At 69.2% G+C, this 16,941-nt stretch carries 9 protein-coding genes; 4 read left to right on the top strand and 5 right to left on the bottom strand.

Features of this window, described 5'->3' with window-relative positions; translation table 11 throughout:
• Nucleotides 1-36 precede the first annotated feature (36 nt).
• Nucleotides 37-1,266 (top strand): PP2C family protein-serine/threonine phosphatase, encoded by a 1,230-nt coding sequence (locus OG496_RS53820; protein ID WP_405976299.1) that lies wholly within the window; start codon nt 37-39, stop codon nt 1,264-1,266.
• A gap of 272 nt (nt 1,267-1,538) precedes the next feature.
• On the opposite strand, the gene OG496_RS53815 is transcribed toward OG496_RS53820, so the two are convergent.
• Together OG496_RS53815 and OG496_RS53810 are read right to left on the bottom strand one after the other, a co-directional pair.
• The gene (locus OG496_RS53815; RefSeq protein WP_405976298.1) at nt 1,539-3,107 is read right to left on the bottom strand and encodes an MFS transporter; all 1,569 of its coding nucleotides are present in this window, start codon (nt 3,105-3,107) and stop codon (nt 1,539-1,541) included.
• A 945-nt stretch (nt 3,108-4,052) separates the two neighbouring features.
• On the bottom strand, nt 4,053-4,844 hold the full coding sequence (locus tag OG496_RS53810; RefSeq protein ID WP_405976297.1) for a hypothetical protein: 792 nt from the start codon (nt 4,842-4,844) through the stop codon (nt 4,053-4,055).
• A gap of 334 nt (nt 4,845-5,178) precedes the next feature.
• Here OG496_RS53810 and OG496_RS53805 point away from each other — a divergent pair, with 334 nt between their 5' ends.
• Nucleotides 5,179-5,445, top strand: a complete 267-nt coding sequence (locus OG496_RS53805; protein ID WP_405976881.1) for a hypothetical protein — start codon at nt 5,179-5,181, stop codon at nt 5,443-5,445.
• A gap of 178 nt (nt 5,446-5,623) precedes the next feature.
• Here OG496_RS53805 and OG496_RS53800 read toward each other — a convergent pair whose 3' ends face one another.
• From OG496_RS53800 to OG496_RS53790, 3 genes are all read right to left on the bottom strand, one after another.
• Nucleotides 5,624-9,790: a beta-galactosidase gene (locus OG496_RS53800; protein ID WP_405976296.1), complete on the bottom strand. Its 4,167-nt coding sequence runs from the start codon at nt 9,788-9,790 to the stop codon at nt 5,624-5,626.
• Between the two features lie 150 nt (nt 9,791-9,940).
• Nucleotides 9,941-10,219 (bottom strand): hypothetical protein, encoded by a 279-nt coding sequence (locus OG496_RS53795; protein WP_405976295.1) that lies wholly within the window; start codon nt 10,217-10,219, stop codon nt 9,941-9,943.
• Between the two features lie 23 nt (nt 10,220-10,242).
• Complete coding sequence (locus OG496_RS53790; protein WP_405976294.1) at nt 10,243-14,487, bottom strand: carboxypeptidase regulatory-like domain-containing protein; 4,245 nt, start codon at nt 14,485-14,487, stop codon at nt 10,243-10,245.
• A 148-nt stretch (nt 14,488-14,635) separates the two neighbouring features.
• Here OG496_RS53790 and OG496_RS53785 point away from each other — a divergent pair, with 148 nt between their 5' ends.
• Entirely contained in the window at nt 14,636-15,211 is a 576-nt protein-coding gene (locus tag OG496_RS53785; RefSeq protein WP_405976293.1) for an IS607 family transposase, read from the top strand.
• Complete coding sequence (locus OG496_RS53780; RefSeq protein ID WP_405976292.1) at nt 15,204-16,850, top strand: IS200/IS605 family accessory protein TnpB-related protein; 1,647 nt, start codon at nt 15,204-15,206, stop codon at nt 16,848-16,850. The genes OG496_RS53785 and OG496_RS53780 overlap by 8 nt, the downstream gene beginning before the upstream one ends.
• The last annotated feature ends 91 nt before the right edge of the window (nt 16,851-16,941 follow it).

Below are 16,941 nucleotides of genomic sequence, written 5' to 3'. Positions count from 1 at the left end.
CGACACAGTGACCCTCGGCGTCGAAGCGGGCAGGCCATGCAGGATCCGGAGATCGACTACGAGGCGGTCTTCCGCGACCTGCCCGGCATGGTGGCGCTGCTCACTCCCGAGCTGGTCTACGTCGACGCCAACCAGGACTTCGAGCGCCTGTCGGGACGCAAGCGCGAGGAGCTGGTCGGCCGCTATATCTTCGACGTCTTCCCCGAGAACCCCAAGGACCCGGCGGCGGCCGGCATGCGCGAGACCCGGGAGTCGATGCTGCGCGCGGCGACCACCGGCGAACGCGACACCATGGCCCTGCTCCGCTACGACATCGAGGACCCCCTGCGGCCCGGCCGATGGGTGGAGCACTTCTGGAGCCCCGTCAACGCGCCCATCCGGGGCCAGAACGGCGAAGTGACGCTGATCGTCCACCGGGTGGAGGAGGTCACCGAGTTCGTCCGGGCCATCGGCGGCCGGGCCGTCGACAGCCGGGCCCGGGTACTGGAAGCCGAGCTGTACACCCGGGCACGTGAGCTGCAGGAGGTCAACGAGCGGCTGCGCAGGGCACACGCCCATGAGCGCGAGGTGGCCCTGACCCTGCAGGCGGCGATGCTGCCCCCGCCGCGACCGGTCGGCCACCACCGGGCGGCCGTCCGCTACCGGCCCGCCGTCGACGCCCTGAACGTCTGCGGCGACTGGTACGACCTCGTCGACCTGCCGGACGGCGGAATGGCGGTCGCCGTCGGTGACGTCGTCGGGCACGGTCTGGCGGCCGCCTGCGCCATGGGCCAGCTGCGCAGCGCCCTGAGCGCGGCCTGCCGGGTCGCCGACGGACCGGGCTCCGCCCTGGAGGCCCTCGGTCTCTACGCCCGTTTCGTCGAGGGCGCCGAGTCCGCCACCGCGGTGACGACGTTCATCGACTGGGGCGACCACACCATCACCTACAGCTGCGCGGGCCACCCTCCCCCGGCGCTGCTCGACCCCGACGGCACGGTGACCTTCCTCGACCAGGCCACCGACCCGCCCCTGGGCGCCAGACCCGAACATCTCGGCCGGCCCGAGTCGAGTGTCCCCTTCGCCGCAGGCTCCAGCCTCGTGCTGTACACCGACGGGCTGATCGAGCGCCGTACGGAGGACATCGACCGCGGTCTGGCCCGCCTCGCCGACTCCCTCGCCCACCACCGACAAGCCGAACCCGAGCCCCTGGCCGACGCCCTGCTCGCCGACCTGCTCCCCGCAGAGGGCAACACCGACGACACGGCCCTGGTCGTCCTGCGGCTGTGACGGTGGCTGCGCCCGACAGCGAACCGTCGGCCTGCCGCGGGCTCAGGGTGTGGGCGTAGACGCCGGGTCTCAGCGGGGAAAGGGGAACGCGGGCGAGGCCGTACCTGAGACATGTCGGAATCGAACGCCTCCTCTGAAGGCAGCCCGGCACCTCCGTACACGGCCGGCGGACTGCGCGACTGGCCTGAACTTGTGGCCCGGCACGGCGTCCCGGCGGCCCCGCGCGGATGACAGCTCCGATGCCCGCTCGTGCTGCCTGTCGTGGTGTCCCGTCAGTCTCCCGTTTCCGGTGCCCGGGCCATCCTCGATTCCCTCTTGTCGGCGGGCAGTTCCTGTTGGACTCCGCGCCGCAGGCCGAACAGGGCGACGACGAAGGCGATGGCCATGATCACGCCCATGCCGAGCAGCACCGAGCGGGTGGCCTCGGCCACGCCCAGCCGGACGAAGTGCGGAATGGACGCGGTACCACCACTGCCTTGTCCTGAGCTCAGCTGGGAGATCGACTTGGCCTCCCGGCTCGCCGCGTCGTGGCCCATGCCCTGCGCGGTCAGGGTCCGGGTGATCCGTGACTGCAGCGCCGAGGCGAAGATCGTGCCGAGGACGGCCAGGCCCAGGCTGGAGCCGTAGTTGCGCACGGTCTGCGTGACTCCGGTCGCTTCGCCGTAAGAGAGCTGGGGTACCCGGTTGACCGCGTCGGTGTTGGCCTGTCCCAGCATCAGGCCCATTCCTGCTCCCGTGAGCACGATGCACCACACGATGCGGCTCTCGCTCAGCCCGGTCACCCGGCCCGCCCACAGGAAGAAGCCGACGCAGGACAGTGCGCAGCCCAGCACCACGGGCCGCTTGGCGCCGATGCGGTCGAGCATCCGTCCGCCGACCTGCGCGGCCACCACGAAACCGAGAAAGAAGTAGAGCAGGTCGAGACTGGCCTCGGAGGCCTTCTTCCCGAGGGCGACCTCGGCGTACACGCTCGTGAAGAAGAACACGGGCACGAAGGCTGCCATGGCCACGCCCAGGACGATGTTCTGCACGAGGAAGGCCCGGTCGCGGAAGAGTTCAACGTCCAGCAGGGGATGGGTCGTTCGCCTTTCGACGAGGACGAACACCACGAGCAGCAGCAGGCCCACGACGATGCACAGCCAGGTCGCCGCGGAGTGCCAGCCCCACAGGTAGGACTGCTGGAAGCCGAAGATGCTCAGGCCCACGCCGGCCACGATGAGGGCCAGTCCGCGGTAGTCCATCGGCGCCGGGCGGTGCGGGGCGTCGGGACGCGCCATCGCGATGAGCACCAGTGCCACGACGGCGACGGGGATGTTGACCCAGAAGATGGCCCGCCAGGTCCACTGCGTCAGCCAGCCGCCGAGGATCGGTCCGACCGCGGTGAGACCGCCCGCGATGCCGAAGAAGAGGGCGAGGGCTTTGCCGCGTTCCTGAAGCGCGTAGGAGTTGACCACGATGGCCAGGGCGGCCGGGTACATGAGCGCTCCGCCCGCCCCCTGAAGCGCCCGGAACGCGATCAGCCATCCCTCGGCGGCGCCGCCCTTGGGCGTCAGCCCACAGAGTGCGGACGCGACGGCGAAGACGATCACCCCGAGGATGACCATGCGCCGGTGCCCGACAGTGTCGGCCAGCCGTCCCCCGAAGGCGAACAGGGCGGCCATCGCCAGCAGGTAGGAGTTGATGGCCCACTGCACGCCGGTGTTGGTCAGCCCCAGTTCCGCCTGGATGTTCGGTGCGGCGATGGACACGATCGTCTGGTCGATGAACGTCATCGCCACCGCGAAGATCATCGCGGCCAGTGTCAGCCGTCGGGGCGAGGAGGAGGTTCCTGTTCCGGACATCGGTGTCCTTTCCGAGCCGTGTGCGCTTACGGGTGAGCAGTCCCGTGGTCCGAACCCGTCGGCTGGGCCGACCGTGGGAGGAGCTCGTCGCGGGCAGGCCCGATCAGGGGCCGCCGTGGCGGTGTCCGGGACGGGCCGACGGGTCGGCCCTGATTCCAGGCATGATCTGGCCGGCCTCAGCGCTCGCGAAGGCCGTCGGACCACCCGCAGCGTCCGGAAGCCTTGTCCAAAACTTCGGCGACGGTGTCCGCGCAGACTGCCGACGCCTGCCGGACAGAGGCATCGCGACGGTGCCGGCGAGCAGGGCCGACGGTCCCCCTGCGGCGCCGGGCACCTCGGCGCGCACTGGGGTCGGCGCGAGGCGGCACAGGGCATAGCGAAGAGGTTCGGCGGAACACGTCATACGGGCATCTCCACTCGCCTCGATGAGGCTCATGGTCGCCTCCATCTGCGGCTTCCGCATCCGTCGGCCGGCCCGGCCTCGCCGTGAGATGTCGGTATCCGCCGCTCCTCGGCACGGTGGCGAGGGGGAGATGCCACCTCTTCGGCGCCCTTGGGCTCGCCTGGTCCAAGCAGGTTGGAAACGGCCGCCAGTACGTCACACGTCCGCTGCCGGGCGAAGTCCCCGCGATGGAACTCGGCACCGAGGCCGACCGCGACGCCGCCGCCGGGCAGCGACCGGGCCGCCTCACCGTGTCTGCTCGTGCACCCGCCGGGGGGCAACCGGATCGAGCACCCGGGCGACCGCGCCACGATCACCGGCCGGTCGGACGAGCCGACGACCCGTCCCTTCCGCTCCGCCGGGACCTGCGCGAAAGCGGTGGCCGACACGTTCACCCGACGCTTCCTCCGACCGAAGGAAGGCCGGCGTCCACCCCGGATGGACGCCGGTCTCCCCCGAGCGACCGCAACACCGCGCCGACAAGCCGGAACGGGTGCGGTTCGTCACCTGACGTCGACGAAGTCGCCCGTCGCCGTGGCCGGTCCGGTGGTGGGGGTACCGGAGAAGACGTAGCGGTAGTAGCCGTCGGACTTGGCTTTGGTAGTGGTCTTCAGCGTGCCTCCGACGCCGGTGGTGACGGTTTTCAGCGCGGTGTAGACGGAGCTGCCCTTCTTACGGAACTGCAGTTGGGCCGTCCGCCCCTGATAGCCGGTGTAGGTGCCGCTGTCCCAGTTCGCGCGGGTCAGCTTCCCGGTGACCGTGATCGTCCTGCCCTTCTTCACCGGCTCGGGCGAGGCGTTGACCGTCACCCTGGCGTACCGCTTGAAGTTCGCCGTGCCGGCAACGTCGATCTCCGTCCAGTTGTCGGTGGTGTCCTGCGCCCCGGCGAGCACCTTCCACGCGCCGGCGAGGCCGTTGTGGTCGAAGTCCCGCGCGGCGCTCACCGCGATGCTCACCTTGCAGGTGGAGGTGGTCGGGTCGGCTCGCGACACCACGCATGTTCCCGCCGGCGGGTACAGCGGCAGGATGCCGTCGGCGTCGTCGGTGTTGGGACCGTGCCACAGGTAGGCCCAGGACGCGGCAACACCCTCCGGGTCACGGGCCGTCCACGTGATCGTGACGGTCTTTCTGGTGGTCAGGCCGAGCACGATGTCCTTGCCTCCGTTGACCACGACGTTCGAGAACGTGGTGTCGTCGGCAGCGGCCGTGCCCGCCGCTTGGGCGGTTGTCGGAAGCACCGACGCTGAAAGGGCGGCCGTCAGGAAAGTGACGGCCACGGCCGGGCGCATACGCATGAAGTCCCCCCTCGGGACACTGGGTTCGCCGCCTCCCCGCACGACGAAACCTGATGGTGTGTCATCGGTGGGTAGACCCGTGAAGGACGGTCCCGGTTGCCCTGTTCTTCGAACCAAAGCCCGCATCCGCCGGGCAGGGAGACGACCAGGGCTCGCGAACGAAGACGGACCGAGTTCCTCACAGATCCGCGCTGCGACGCGGACCGACAAACAGGCCCAACCTTCGCAACAGGTCGATGCCATCGATCTCCTCGCCGTACCGAACGCTGACGCAGCCGATCAGTTCCGACGCTCCCGGTCTCTCCTTCGCACGAGCCAGGCAACCCTTGGCGCGCTGGACAACGCCGAGGCCGTGCCCGTGCGGGAAACCGAGCATCGTGGCTTGGCGCTTGAGCAATCGCCGCTCGGTGTCGGCGTCACGGAGACGGCTCGGCGTGAGCTGAGCGAGCACAGTGTGGTCGAGATCGTGAAAGCCGAAGCCGCCGAACGTCTGGAGGCCGCGGCACAGTTGACCGCTCCCGCGCACGCGCACCGGACCGCACGGCTCCGTGCCGAGGCCGCCGTGCTGCTTCACTTCCTCGACGATTCGAGCCCCGCGTAGGAACGGGCTTCCCGGGTCGGTCCCGCCGGCCGCCGTGACGGCGTTGACGTACTGGCCGGCTCAGGCGGTCCGTCCGTTGGCCGAGGGCCGCCCTTCCACAGACAAGGCCCAAGCCAGCACCGTGACGTCACCCGGAACGCGGTCGTCGACCGCATCTCGCGAACGGACCGACGCCCGATCACTCACACGTCAGCGTCGGCACCCCCCAGTCCGCGTGGTCGTTGCCGTTGCCGTCGCCCGCGTCGCCGACCTTCAGGTCGATCACCTGGGCACCGCTGACATCGACGTCGATCGGCACCGCGGCCTGCCCACCGCGGATCGTCGGCGTGGTGACCAGGGTCTTGCCGTCGGCGATCACGGAGAACGTCACCGTGCCCGCGCCGCCCGTCTCGTCGTCGACGCCGACGTCCGCCGTCAACCGCGAGCACTGTCCGGCGAGGTAGAGCTCGACGTCGCTGACGGAGTTGGTGCCCAGGCCCTTGGCGTAGCCGACGCCGGAGATGGTGATCGGGCGGCCGTCCCCGGCTGCCTGCTCGCCGACGCTGGTATCCCGCTCCACCGGGCCCCATCCGTTCGTGGAGGACAAGAACGGCAGGGCACTCACGTCGCTCTTCCCGGCAGGCGGAGCGGGCGGTATTCCGCCGACGATGCGCTCGTCGGCGCTGACGGCCTGCCGTCCGTTCTGCCGGTAGTGCACCGTGGTGGTGAGTGCCGAGGCGGAGGGCAGCGTGCCGGTCGGTGGCTGGACCTTCCAGGTGAAGGTGGCCGATGTGCCGGGCTGCACGCGCTTGATCGACGTGGGGTTCGGGTCACTCACGCTCCAGCCGTCGGGGGCGGTGAGCGACGCCGTCAGTCCGGAGGCGGACTGACGGTCCTTCGGCACCCGCACGGTCGTCCGGGCGGTGAAGGCCTGTCCCGGCTGGGCGGTGTCCGGCACGTCCAGGGTGACGTCCGCTCCCGGACGCTTCGGCATCGCGTAGGTCCGGGCGTCGTAGCGAGGACTGTCGTTCTGCGCGACGCGCAGGGACGAGGCGTAGCTGCCGTAGTTGGTCAGTGCGACCTTGCCGAGGCCGCCGGTGCTGCCGTCGAGGTTCCACACGGCGATGGCAATGCTGTTGTGGCCGTTCGGGTTCAGGATGCCGTTGGGGACCGGGAAGGTGTGCTGCGGGCCGAGGTAGTTGACGTAGTTGCCGACCTGCCAGCCGTTCACGAAGATCGTGGCGCGGTACTTGCGTGACGGGTCGTCGGTGAACGTCAGGCCGAGCGAGGTGTCCTGGCCGTGCGGCAGGTCAAGCTTGGCGTCGGTGCGGTACCAGGAGACACCGGGTGTCGTGTCGGTTGTCGGGAGGGACACGCGGTTCCAGTCGCCGTCCGGGTAGCCCGGCAGGGACCAGCCGGCCCGCTCGCCGTAGAGGCCGCCCGTCGACAGCGGGCCGCGGACGGTGTCCTGGAGGTCCTCTCCGCCCCGTACGCCCTGGAGTCGCCAGGTAACCGACGTCAGCGGCGCACCGACGAGGGAGGCACTAGTCAGACCGCGTGCGGTCTTGTTGCCGTTGGAGGAGTTGTAGTCCTCCTCGTGCCCCATGTTGACGGTGAGCACGGAGAGGACGTTGTCGCCGGTGGACTTCACGGAGCCGGCCGGGAAGGTGAAGTCGCCGCTGCCCGTGGTGGAGCTGCCCAGGAAGGTGCCGTTCAGCCAGGCGGAGAACGCCTGCGCTCCTCCCCCGGAGTCCGAGACCAGGTGGATGCCGGTCTCCTTGCCGGTGGCGCGGAATCGGCCGCGGTACCACGTGTTGCCGGTGTGGAAGCCGTAGTCGTCCGCGTAGAGCACCGGCAGCGAGTTGGCGCCGGAGACGCTGTTGGTGGTCGCTTTGTCGGCCACCTGCCAGCTGGTGTCGTCGAAACCGGGAGCCGCTTCAGGCGATTCCTCGGCGTGCTTCCAACTGGTCAGTGTCGGCAGGTGAATCGGGGCGGCCACCGCGATCTTCCCGGTGAGGCTTCCCGTGTTGACTGCCGGAGTGCCCAACGCCCTGCCGTTCCAGGTGACTTGGGCGGCGGAGGTGAACACCTCGATGTTCTTGTCGTCGGCGTTGTCGCCGGTGAGCGCCACGGCGTGGCCGCCGTGCAGGCTGGTCGCCGTCCGCAGCAGGTGGGTGCCGCGCACGAGCACCGGGCCGCTCGCCGTGTCCTGCCGCCAGAAGGTCTTCGCCGTGGCCTTGTCGCCGAGAAGCAGGAGCAGCGGGCGCTTTCCGTCGCCGGTGATGCTGACGCGGATCAGGCCCTTGTGCGTGTAGTTGAGCCGCAGGTCTCCGGTGGCCGGGTCCCAACTGGTCGTGACCGTACCGCCGGTGGCGGTCACGGTGGGCTCGGCGCCGTAGCGCAGGACGGTTTCGCCGTCGCTGCCCTGGTCGCCGTAGAGCACGGCGATGTCGCGGTCCCCGATGGTCGCGCTGGTCATGATCTCGGAGGTCGAGTACTGCAACTGTGCTTCACCGAGGCGGTAGTTGGCCACGATCACGTGGGAGTCGCGGCCGTCGAGGGTGATCGCGGTGCCGGGCTGCTGCGGCACGACCGGGTAGGTCGGCTCGGCGGTGGCGGCCGTCGGTACGTCGATGGCGTCGACGGCCACGTAGTTGTCCGTGGATCCCGAGCTGTGGTTCCCGGCGACGACGATCTTTAGTGTGTGCGCGCCGGGTGTCAGGCCGGTCCTCTGGAAGAGCACCGCCTGGCTCTCACTGCCGGAGTCGTCGACCGTCGCCACCTTGGTGCCGTCGAGGTAGACGTCGGCGTTGCCGTGGTTGTTGGTCTTCGAGCCGATCCAGCGGATCGCGGTGCCGTCGAAGGGGACGGTGAGCGAGTCACCGGCCTTGTTCGAGAACGACTCGGTGTGTTTGTAGTCGCCGCCGGTGTAGCTCGTGTCGGCCACGTGCGACCACGAACCGGCGTACTGGAGCGCGGAGTCGGGGTCGTCCCAGGTGTAGGTGGTGTCATTGGTCGGCTGGGCGTTGAAGTCCAGGGAGATGTGGGTCTTGTCCACGGCCGTGGAGGTGGAGTTGCCGTGCCGCAGGACGTGGAACTGTGTCTTGGTGTCGGGGTTCATCCGGGCGGTGTCGACGATTGCGGAGTCGTCCGGCGGTGTGGCCCTGATCGCCTCGGTCTTGGTCAGCGGGGCGACCGACTGCGTGAAGTAGCCGATGAGCTTGTCCTCGTCGTACTTCGGATCGAGCTGGCGGGTCTCGCGGATGGCGGCCCCGTAGTCGTACGACGTGTAGTTCTCGGGCATGCCGAGCCAGCCCCAGTTGGTGCCGCCGTAGGTCATGTAGAAGCTCTGCGCGGTCGCGCCGACGGCGATGTTCTGCTTGTAGAAGACGTTCGCGAACTGGTCGTTGATCAGCTGGGCGCACTTGTCGTAACCCGGTCCGCCCCAGGGGTCGAAGGCGCCGCCCTGGAACTCCGGTGAGTACAGCGGTTTTCCGGCCGGGTGGTCGTAGCTGATGTCGGGGACGCCGTTCCACTTCGAGGGGTTGGAGCAGTCGAAGCCCTGGGGGTAGGAGTCCGGGCCGTCGACATCCAGGGCGCCGGTCCCGGAGTTGAAGGTGCCGTTGTTGTTGCCGGTCAGCGGGACCGTGATGCCGTCGGCGCGGGCCTTGTCCTCCAGGTGCTGCATGTAGGAGCGGCCTGCGGCCGAGCCGTTGTAGTACTCGTTCTCGACCTGGTAGGCGATAACTGACCCGGTACCGTTGGTCAGTTGGTGGCGGGCGATGATCCGGTCGATCTGCGTCAGCCACTCGTCCGCGTACTTCAGGAACCGCGGGTCGTCGCTGCGGTTGTCCTCCGCCTTGGTGGTCAGCCAGCCGGGCAGGCCGCCGCTGTCGACCTCCGCGTTGATGTACGGCGCCGGGCGGGCGATGACGTAGAGGCCGGCCTCCTGGGCCATGTCGAGCAGCTTGTCGACGTCCCGTACTCCGGTGAAGTCGTACACGCCCGGCTTGGGTGAGTGGTAGCCCCAATCGAAGTACAGGGAGGTGGAGTTGAAGCCGGCGGCCTTCATCTTCTGGAAGATGTCGCGCCACAGGTCCTGGCTCGGGAGCCGGAAGTAGTGGAACTCGCCGGACCACAGGTAGGTGCGTTTGCCGTCGACGAGGAAGGAGTAGCCGTCGAGCGTCACGGTGTGCGCCTGCGGACTGGCGGCGGGCGGCTGCTCGCCGACGTCCTGCGCCGCCGCCGTGGCCGGCGCGGTCAGGCCGGCCGCCAGGGCGATGGTCGCGGCTGTCGCGAGGATCGCCCTCCACCAGCGACGGCGACCGGGTCTCGCACCCTCTGAACCGTTCCGACCATCCCGCACGGCGGCCTCCAGACCGACTGGGCGAACAGCATCAAACAGACTCAGGCAAAGTCGAACAGTAAGGGGGCGCGGGCCCAACCACAATGGGTCGGAAGGACACAAACGAGAGGTCGGGTCCCGGGCTCATGTCCGGGACCCGACCCGGCATCGTCAGGTGGGCCAACGCCTGTTGCCGGAACCGCCGTTGAGGGGCCGGTCGGGAAGTGGTGTCAGCTCAGCGGCCTGGGCGATCACCTCCGGGAACTCCGGCCCGGCGATGGACTGCCCCTGCTCCAGTCGCGCGTAGTACGACTGGCCCACCCGGGCGAGCATGGTCAGTTCCTGGCGGCGCAGACCAGCCACACCCACCGAGCCGAGGGTCATCCGTCTCGGGGTGCGCAGGGAGAAGGCGAAGCCGTGCCCACCCGGACAGAGCGTCTGGGTGGGCACGGCGTGAACGGGTGGCGGTGGGGTCAGGTCGCGGTCAGCGACAGGTCGGCCGTCGTGGCGCGGCCCGGCAGCAGGGTCACCTCCTTGGTTGCCGAGCGGTGGCCGGCAGCGGAGGCCGTGATCCGCAGCGGGCTCGGGCGGGCGTCGAGCCAGAGGCCGTAGTGGCCGTCGGAGTCCGTGCGTACGGTGTGTACGAGGTGGCCGCAGCCGTTCGTTCCGGCGTGCGCCACCGGGCAGATCAGGACCGTGGCTGCGGCGAGCGGTGCTCCCGTGCGCTTGTCGGTGATCGTTCCGGAGAGGTGCCCCCAGGTCCGCGGGATCGTGACCTTGAGACTGACCTCCACCGACGCTCCGGCGTAGGGGGCGTCGGTGTTGTAGGTGAGCCGCGCGGTGTAGGTGCCGGCCGTGGCCACGGCCGAGGCGTCCGCGCGGACGGTGACGGTGGTGGACCGGCCGGGGGCGAGATCGAACGAGGTCTTGTCCGCCGACAGCCAGGTGACGTCGTCACCGTCGCACTGGTCGTGCCCGGGCAGCACCTCGGCCGAGGAGGCGGTGCCCAGGTCCGCGGTCATGCCCCCGATGCGGTAGATCCCGCAGCCGCCGCCGGCCCGGAAGACCGCGGAGCCCGCGTTGGGCAGGCTGGACCAGGAGTTGGACACCGGATCGTATTCGACGACGGTGTTGACCGCGACCGTTCCGACGATGCCGCCGACGACCTGGAGTCTGCCGTCGTTCCCGCTGGCGGTAGCGCCCCAGCTCGCGTAGGGCATGTCGGCCGCACGGCTCCAGGTGTCGGCGGAGGGGCTGTAGCGGTAGGTCTGTCCCTTGCGGGGAGCGACCCCTCCACCAACGACCGTGATGCCGCCGGCGCACACCAGTTCACCGGTGATACCGGTGCAGGCCCCGCGTTCCATGGTGAACGGGTAGTCGGCGCGGCGGGTCCAGGTGTCGGTGGCCGGGGTGTAGCGGTAGACGGTGCTGACACTGTCTCCACAGCCGGATCCGGTGCAGCCTCCGATGACGTAGAGACTGCCGTCGAGGACGGTCACATTGGGCATGCCGATCGCCTGGGGCAGATCGGCGAGGCGGGTCCAGGTGTCGGTGATGGGGTGGTAGGCGTAGAGCGTGGCGCGGGCGCCGTCCGCGGTCCAGCCGCCGACGACGTACATGGTCCCGTCGACGAACGCCCCGCCGGGTGATTCCAGGGCCTCGGGGAGGTCGGCGATGGGGGTCCAGGCGTCGGTGGACGGGTCGTGCACATAGCCGCGGTCGAGGTACTCCCCGCCGAAGAGACTGGAGACTCCGGCGACGGAGTAGACCTTGCCCTGGTAGGTGCCCACGGCGTTGTCCATGACGGACTCGGGGTAGTCGGCGATACCGGTCCAGGGGCCGGTCGATGTCGATGCCGTAACTGATGGGTCGCTCGACGTGCTCTTCGGGGCCGAGGAGGTGGAACTCATGGGTCCGGGTGAGTAGTTGCCCTTCACGCGCAGCGTCGGGGCGCCTGGCGAGGAGTCCGACGTGTACGTGGAGGTGCCGTCCGGTGAGGTGTAACCGGTGCTCTGCTCACCGAGGTTGACGTGCAGCGGCGCCTGCCCCTTGTTGGTGAAGGTGACCTTCTTGCTCCCTGACCCGCCCAGCGTCTCGCTGACGGAGAGACCGGCCGAACTCACCGCGAGGCGGCCCGCCTTGAGTGTGCGGTCGAACCGGTTGACCTTGTCCGGCCGCGTGGTGAGGGTGCCGGTCGAGGTGGTGTAGCGGTCGGCGGCAGTCCGGTACGTGTGCCGTCCGACGGGGGCGCTGAACAGCCAGTAGTAGCCGTCGGCCAAAGCCGGGTCGTCGGGGGTCGCCACGGTGGTCGCCGTCGCGTAGCCGTCGGCGGTGTCGGTGATGGTGGCGGGCGTGATGGCGTCGCCCGTGTTGCCGTCGACGACCCGTCCGGCGACGATGCCTCCGCTCACCGCTGCGCAGGAGCCGACGGTGACGGTGTCCAGCTGCCAGATCGACAGCCCGCTGCCGGAGTAGTGGAAGCGCACCTTCACATGCTTCGCGTTTGCCGCCTGGGTCAGGGGAACCTCGACATGGCCCAGGTACTCGGCCGTGTCCCGATGCCACACCGTGGTCCACGTCGCACCCGAGTCGAGGCTGAGGTCGACGTCGGCCACCGAGTCCTTACTGGGGGCGTAGAGGGCGTCGAAACCGAGGACGGGTGCGTTCTGGCCTGCCAGGCTGAAGGCGGGCGAGACGAGTTCGGTGTCCTCATGGACACCGCCCCGGCCCCAGGGGTCGGCGGCCGCCCAATTGCCGGTTCCGCCCGTGTAGTTGGCCAGGAAGCTGTCGGCGAAGTCCCAGGTGGCGCCGTCCGTCCCGTGATCGACGACCGTCCAGCCGTGCTCCGGCGTCGTGCCGGTCCAGCCGCCGAAGTCGGCCGCGCCCGGGTACGCGTGGCCGGGTGCGACGCAGGCCGTCAGGTCCACGTCCGGCGCCACGTCGGCACGTACGTCGGCGGTGCCCACCGGGACACTCAGGTCCGTGCTCCGATAGCCGGGGTAGACCGGGGCCACATGGACGGCGTAGGTGGCCTCCTCAGGAAGGTCCACGCTGTACCTGCCGGTGTACGGGTCGGTGTAGAGCGCTCCGTTCGGATAGCCGTCGATGGTGATCTTCGAGTACAGGGGCCAGCCGTGCCCGCTGCCGTCCTTCACCGTGCCGGACACCGTACGGGTGGGCAGTTTCACCAGAGTCAGGTCCGCGGTGGTGCTCTGGTCCTCGGCGACACCCACTCCGGAGCGGGTGTTCTCCCGGTAGCCGAAGTCGGTGACGGTGATCCGGTAGTCGCCCACCGCGACGGGAAGGCTGTACGCGCCTTCGGCGTCGGTGGTCACGCGGTACTCCCGGCCGCCCGTCGCCTCTTCGGAGACGGCCAGCGCCGCACCGGCGAGCGGGGCGCCTGACTCGCTGTCGGTTATTCGTCCGGACAGCGTTCCGTGGACGCCGAAGGCCAGCGCGGACACGCCGACCGGAGTACCGAGACCGGTCGGTCCGTCCCAGCCGGTGCCGGCGGTGCACACCACCGTGCCGCAGTCGTCGTTGGCCCCTTCGGTGACATCGGTCAGCCCGGCGGCGTTGATGTACGGGTAGGTCACCGGGTAGGTGCCCTCGACGGGCGTGCCCGCCAGCGCGTACATCGCCGTGATCAGCGGCGCGGAGAGGCTGGTGCCGCCGACCTGCAGCCAGCCGTCCCTGCCCACCGTGTCGTACACGGCGAGGCCGGTCGCGGGGTCGGCGACCGCGGAAACGTCGGCCGTCGCCCGGGTGTCGCAGCCGGTGGCGAGCCCCCGCTGATAGGTGGGCTGGGCCTCGTACAGCGAGCAGCCCGACCCGCCGGAGGTCCAGGCGGACTCCGTCCAGCCGCGTTCGGTGTCCGCGGCGCGGGTCAGCCGGGTGCCGCCGGCGGCCACCACGTCGGGATTGGTGGCGGGCCAGTTCTGGACATGGCCGGTGTCGCCGGTGGATGCGACCACCGCCACCCCGGGGTGGTCGTAGTGGTGGTCGTACGCGGTCTCGGAGGCGCTCTCGCCGGGCAGACCGTAGGAATTGGAGACGTACTTGGCGCCCAGGCGTACGGCGGTGTCGACCGCGGTGCCGAGGTCGTCGAGGCTTGCCGAATCACCCTGCACGAGAAGGATGTTGCACGCCGGGCAGGCGGAGGAGACGGCGTCGAGGTCGAGCGCGGTCTCCAGTGCCCAGCCCTCGTTGTCGGCGGGGTAGTCCGTGCCACCGCTCTGATCGACCTTGCGGAAGCAGGAGTTGGCGGTGGTGCACTCGGGCAGCCCGTAGTACGCGCGGTACGCGGCGAGGTCGGCCTCGGCGTGGGAGTCGCCGTACGCGTCGACGATCGCGACCGTCCTGCCCTCGCCTCCGGCGGGAAGGCTGTAGGCCGCCTGGATGTCGGCCGGACCCAACGCCGCGGACGGGGGCGCGCTCGCCTGCGGCCGGACGATGTGGTCGGAACCGGTGCGCACGTCGGCGAAGCACTGGGCCACGCCGTCCTTGAGGCTCGGGTTGTTGCAGCCGGCCGGGACGTAGTTCTGCGGGACGTTGTCCTGCGGCACGGCGTTGAGCAGGTCGGAGGACTTGGCGGAGCCGGCGTCGGACGAGGAGACCGAGGAAGTGGTGGCGGCCGCGGCGGCGGCGGCCGGTGGTATCGCGGCGAGGACTCCGGCGCCGAGACAGCCGGCTATGAGAAGGGAGAGGGGAGCACGCATGCGCGCACGTCTTGAGGACAGCAAGGGGGCACCCTTTTCGTCGCGTTCAGGACCCGGTCGGGCCGGCATCAGAGGGGTTGCGAACTGCTTGGGCGTGAGTGAACTCTGGTACGTATGGCGCCTTTGAGTGGGTGTTACGGTCGCTGGTATGAGCCTCAAGGAATCGGCGGTAGCAAACGGTGTGCACCCGCATACCGCCTATCGGTGCTTCCGTGAGAGGACGTTTCCGGTCCCTGCGGAGCACGTGGGACCGTGCACGATCTTGGGGAACATTGAGGCGAACTCCACGCCGTCCGCGACGGGCGGTGTGGTCCGGTATGCTCGCGTTCCTTCCCATGGCCAGAGGGCGGATCTGGAACGTCAGGTCGGCTGGCTCTCGCAGTGGGCGAAGGCCAGTCACCATGTGGTGCGGGTCGAGTCGGAGATCGCGTCCGGTATGAACGGCGGCCGCACGAAGGCCCGTCGCCTGTTGGCCGATCCCAAGGTGACGACTGTGGTGGTAGAACACCGGGACCGGCTGGGCTGGATGAACACCGAACTCGCAGAAACAGCTCTCGAGGCTGCTGGACGTCGCCTGGTTGTCCTTGACGCCGGTGAGGTTGATAGCGACCTTGTGCGGGACATGGCTGAGGTGCTGACGTCGTTCTGCGCCCGCCTGTACGGCTGGCGTTCCGCGAACAACCGGGCGAGGAAGGCGTTGGAAGCGGCGGCTGCCGATGGCTGAGCCGAAGAAGAAACTTCGCACCATCGAAGCGCCATTCGTCGCTCTGAGGCCGTGTGGAACGGCGATCCGTGACCGCCTCAAGAACCTCACGCCCGAGGATGACAAGGTGTTGCGACTCGTCGGTGAGCACCTGGGCCACCTCGCGTCCCTGGATCTCGCAGCACGGTGCGCGGACGGCAACAACCACAGTTCGCCGAAGTGGGCGGCGCGCAAGCATGGCCTGACCGCCTCATCGTCGTCCCGCTGGGCAGGCAGCATCACGAAGGCCACGCACGATCAGTGGGCACTCTCGCGCCGCTGTCAGTTGGCCCATATCCAGTCCCTTGAGGCCGGTGTACGGACGGTGATGCACCGGCTGTCCCAGCCAATTGGGCAAAAGGGCACCAAGAGGGCTGCGGGCGGCTACCGCTCGAAGTCCGAGTGGTTCCAAAAGTCCCGTCGGCTGCGCATGCTGGAAAACAGGCTCGGCGTGGCCCGCGCGGAGCGTGAGGCCGGTGTCGTGCACGTCGTACGAGGCGGGCGGCAGATGCTCAACACCCGACATAACTTGGCCGCAGCGCAGCTCACCGAGACGCAATGGCGCAAGCGTTGGGAGGCGGTGCGCTGGTTCCTGGCCGCAGACGGGGAGTCGGGGAAGCGATTCGGGAACGAAACGATCCGCGTCACCTCGGACGGCGACGTATCCATCAAGCTGCCCGCACCGCTGACGCACCTGGCGAACGCCCGACACGGCCGGTACGTCCTGGCCTCGAAGGTGGCCTTCGCACACCGGGGTCAGGAGTGGGCTGACCGGATCGAGGCCAACCGCGCCGTTGCCTACCGCATCCACCTGGACGTGGCCCGCGGACGCTGGTACCTCACCGCGTCTTGGCAACGCCCGGCCGTCAACACCATCCCGCTCGATGCGGCTTGTGCCAAGGGCATCATCGGTGTCGATACGAACGCCGACCACTTCGCCGCGTACTGGCTCGACACTCACGGCAACCCGGTCGCAGCCCCCCGCCGCTTCCACTACGACCTGTCCGGCTCGGTGCAACACCGTGACGCGCAGATCCGGCACGCCATCACTCAGACTCTGCACTGGGCCAAGCAGTGCGGCGTCGCCGCCATCGCAATCGAAGACCTGGACTTCACCACCGAGCAGACCCGCGAGAAGCACGGCCTCAAGAAGAAGTTCCGGCAGCTCATCTCCGGCATCCCCACCGGCAAGCTCAAAGCCCGTCTCGTCTCCATGGCCGCCGAGATGGACCTGTCCATCGTGGCCGTCGACTCGGCATACACCTCCCTGTGGGGTGCCCAGCACTGGCGCAAGCCTCTGACCACCCCACGACGCAAAATCTCCCGTCACGATGCCGCCGGTATCGCGATCGGACGACGCGCCCTCGGACACCCGATCCGGCGACGGACGACACCGCCCCTGCACCACCAGAGTGATGGTGCAGGGCATCGGACCGTCCAGGCCAGACCGGGTACACGAAGGCGTGAGGGAACCCGCCCACCCGTCACGGAGCGTGCACACGATGCACGACCCCGAGCGGAGACACCACAGGGAATGCGGGCAACCAGCGCATCCAAAACCGTTCGGGACGCGCGCAGTGCCGGGATGTGGGTCCAAGACTCACTCCTGCTCACTGAATAGGAATGGTTCGTAACCGCTGTACGAGTCGTCCGCGCAGGCGGGGCCTGCCGTCGGCAACGCCCCGTACAGCAGGCGTCGGTTCGGGGTGTCG

Source organism: Streptomyces sp. NBC_00988 (assembly GCF_045162645.1).
Taxonomy (GTDB): Bacteria; Actinomycetota; Actinomycetes; order Streptomycetales; family Streptomycetaceae; genus Streptomyces.
Note: the sequence above shows the minus strand (reverse complement) of the source record. Positions and strands in the feature narration are given on the sequence as shown.

Coding starts and splice junctions, on each gene's coding strand:
- OG496_RS53815 (WP_405976298.1), bottom strand. CDS start 3,107: ATGTCCGGAACAGGAACCTCCTCCTCGCCCCGACGGCTGACACTGGCC.
- OG496_RS53810 (WP_405976297.1), bottom strand. CDS start 4,844: ATGCGTATGCGCCCGGCCGTGGCCGTCACTTTCCTGACGGCCGCCCTT.
- OG496_RS53785 (WP_405976293.1), top strand. CDS start 14,636: ATGAGCCTCAAGGAATCGGCGGTAGCAAACGGTGTGCACCCGCATACC.
- OG496_RS53820 (WP_405976299.1), top strand. CDS start 37: ATGCAGGATCCGGAGATCGACTACGAGGCGGTCTTCCGCGACCTGCCC.
- OG496_RS53780 (WP_405976292.1), top strand. CDS start 15,204: ATGGCTGAGCCGAAGAAGAAACTTCGCACCATCGAAGCGCCATTCGTC.
- OG496_RS53790 (WP_405976294.1), bottom strand. CDS start 14,487: ATGCGTGCTCCCCTCTCCCTTCTCATAGCCGGCTGTCTCGGCGCCGGA.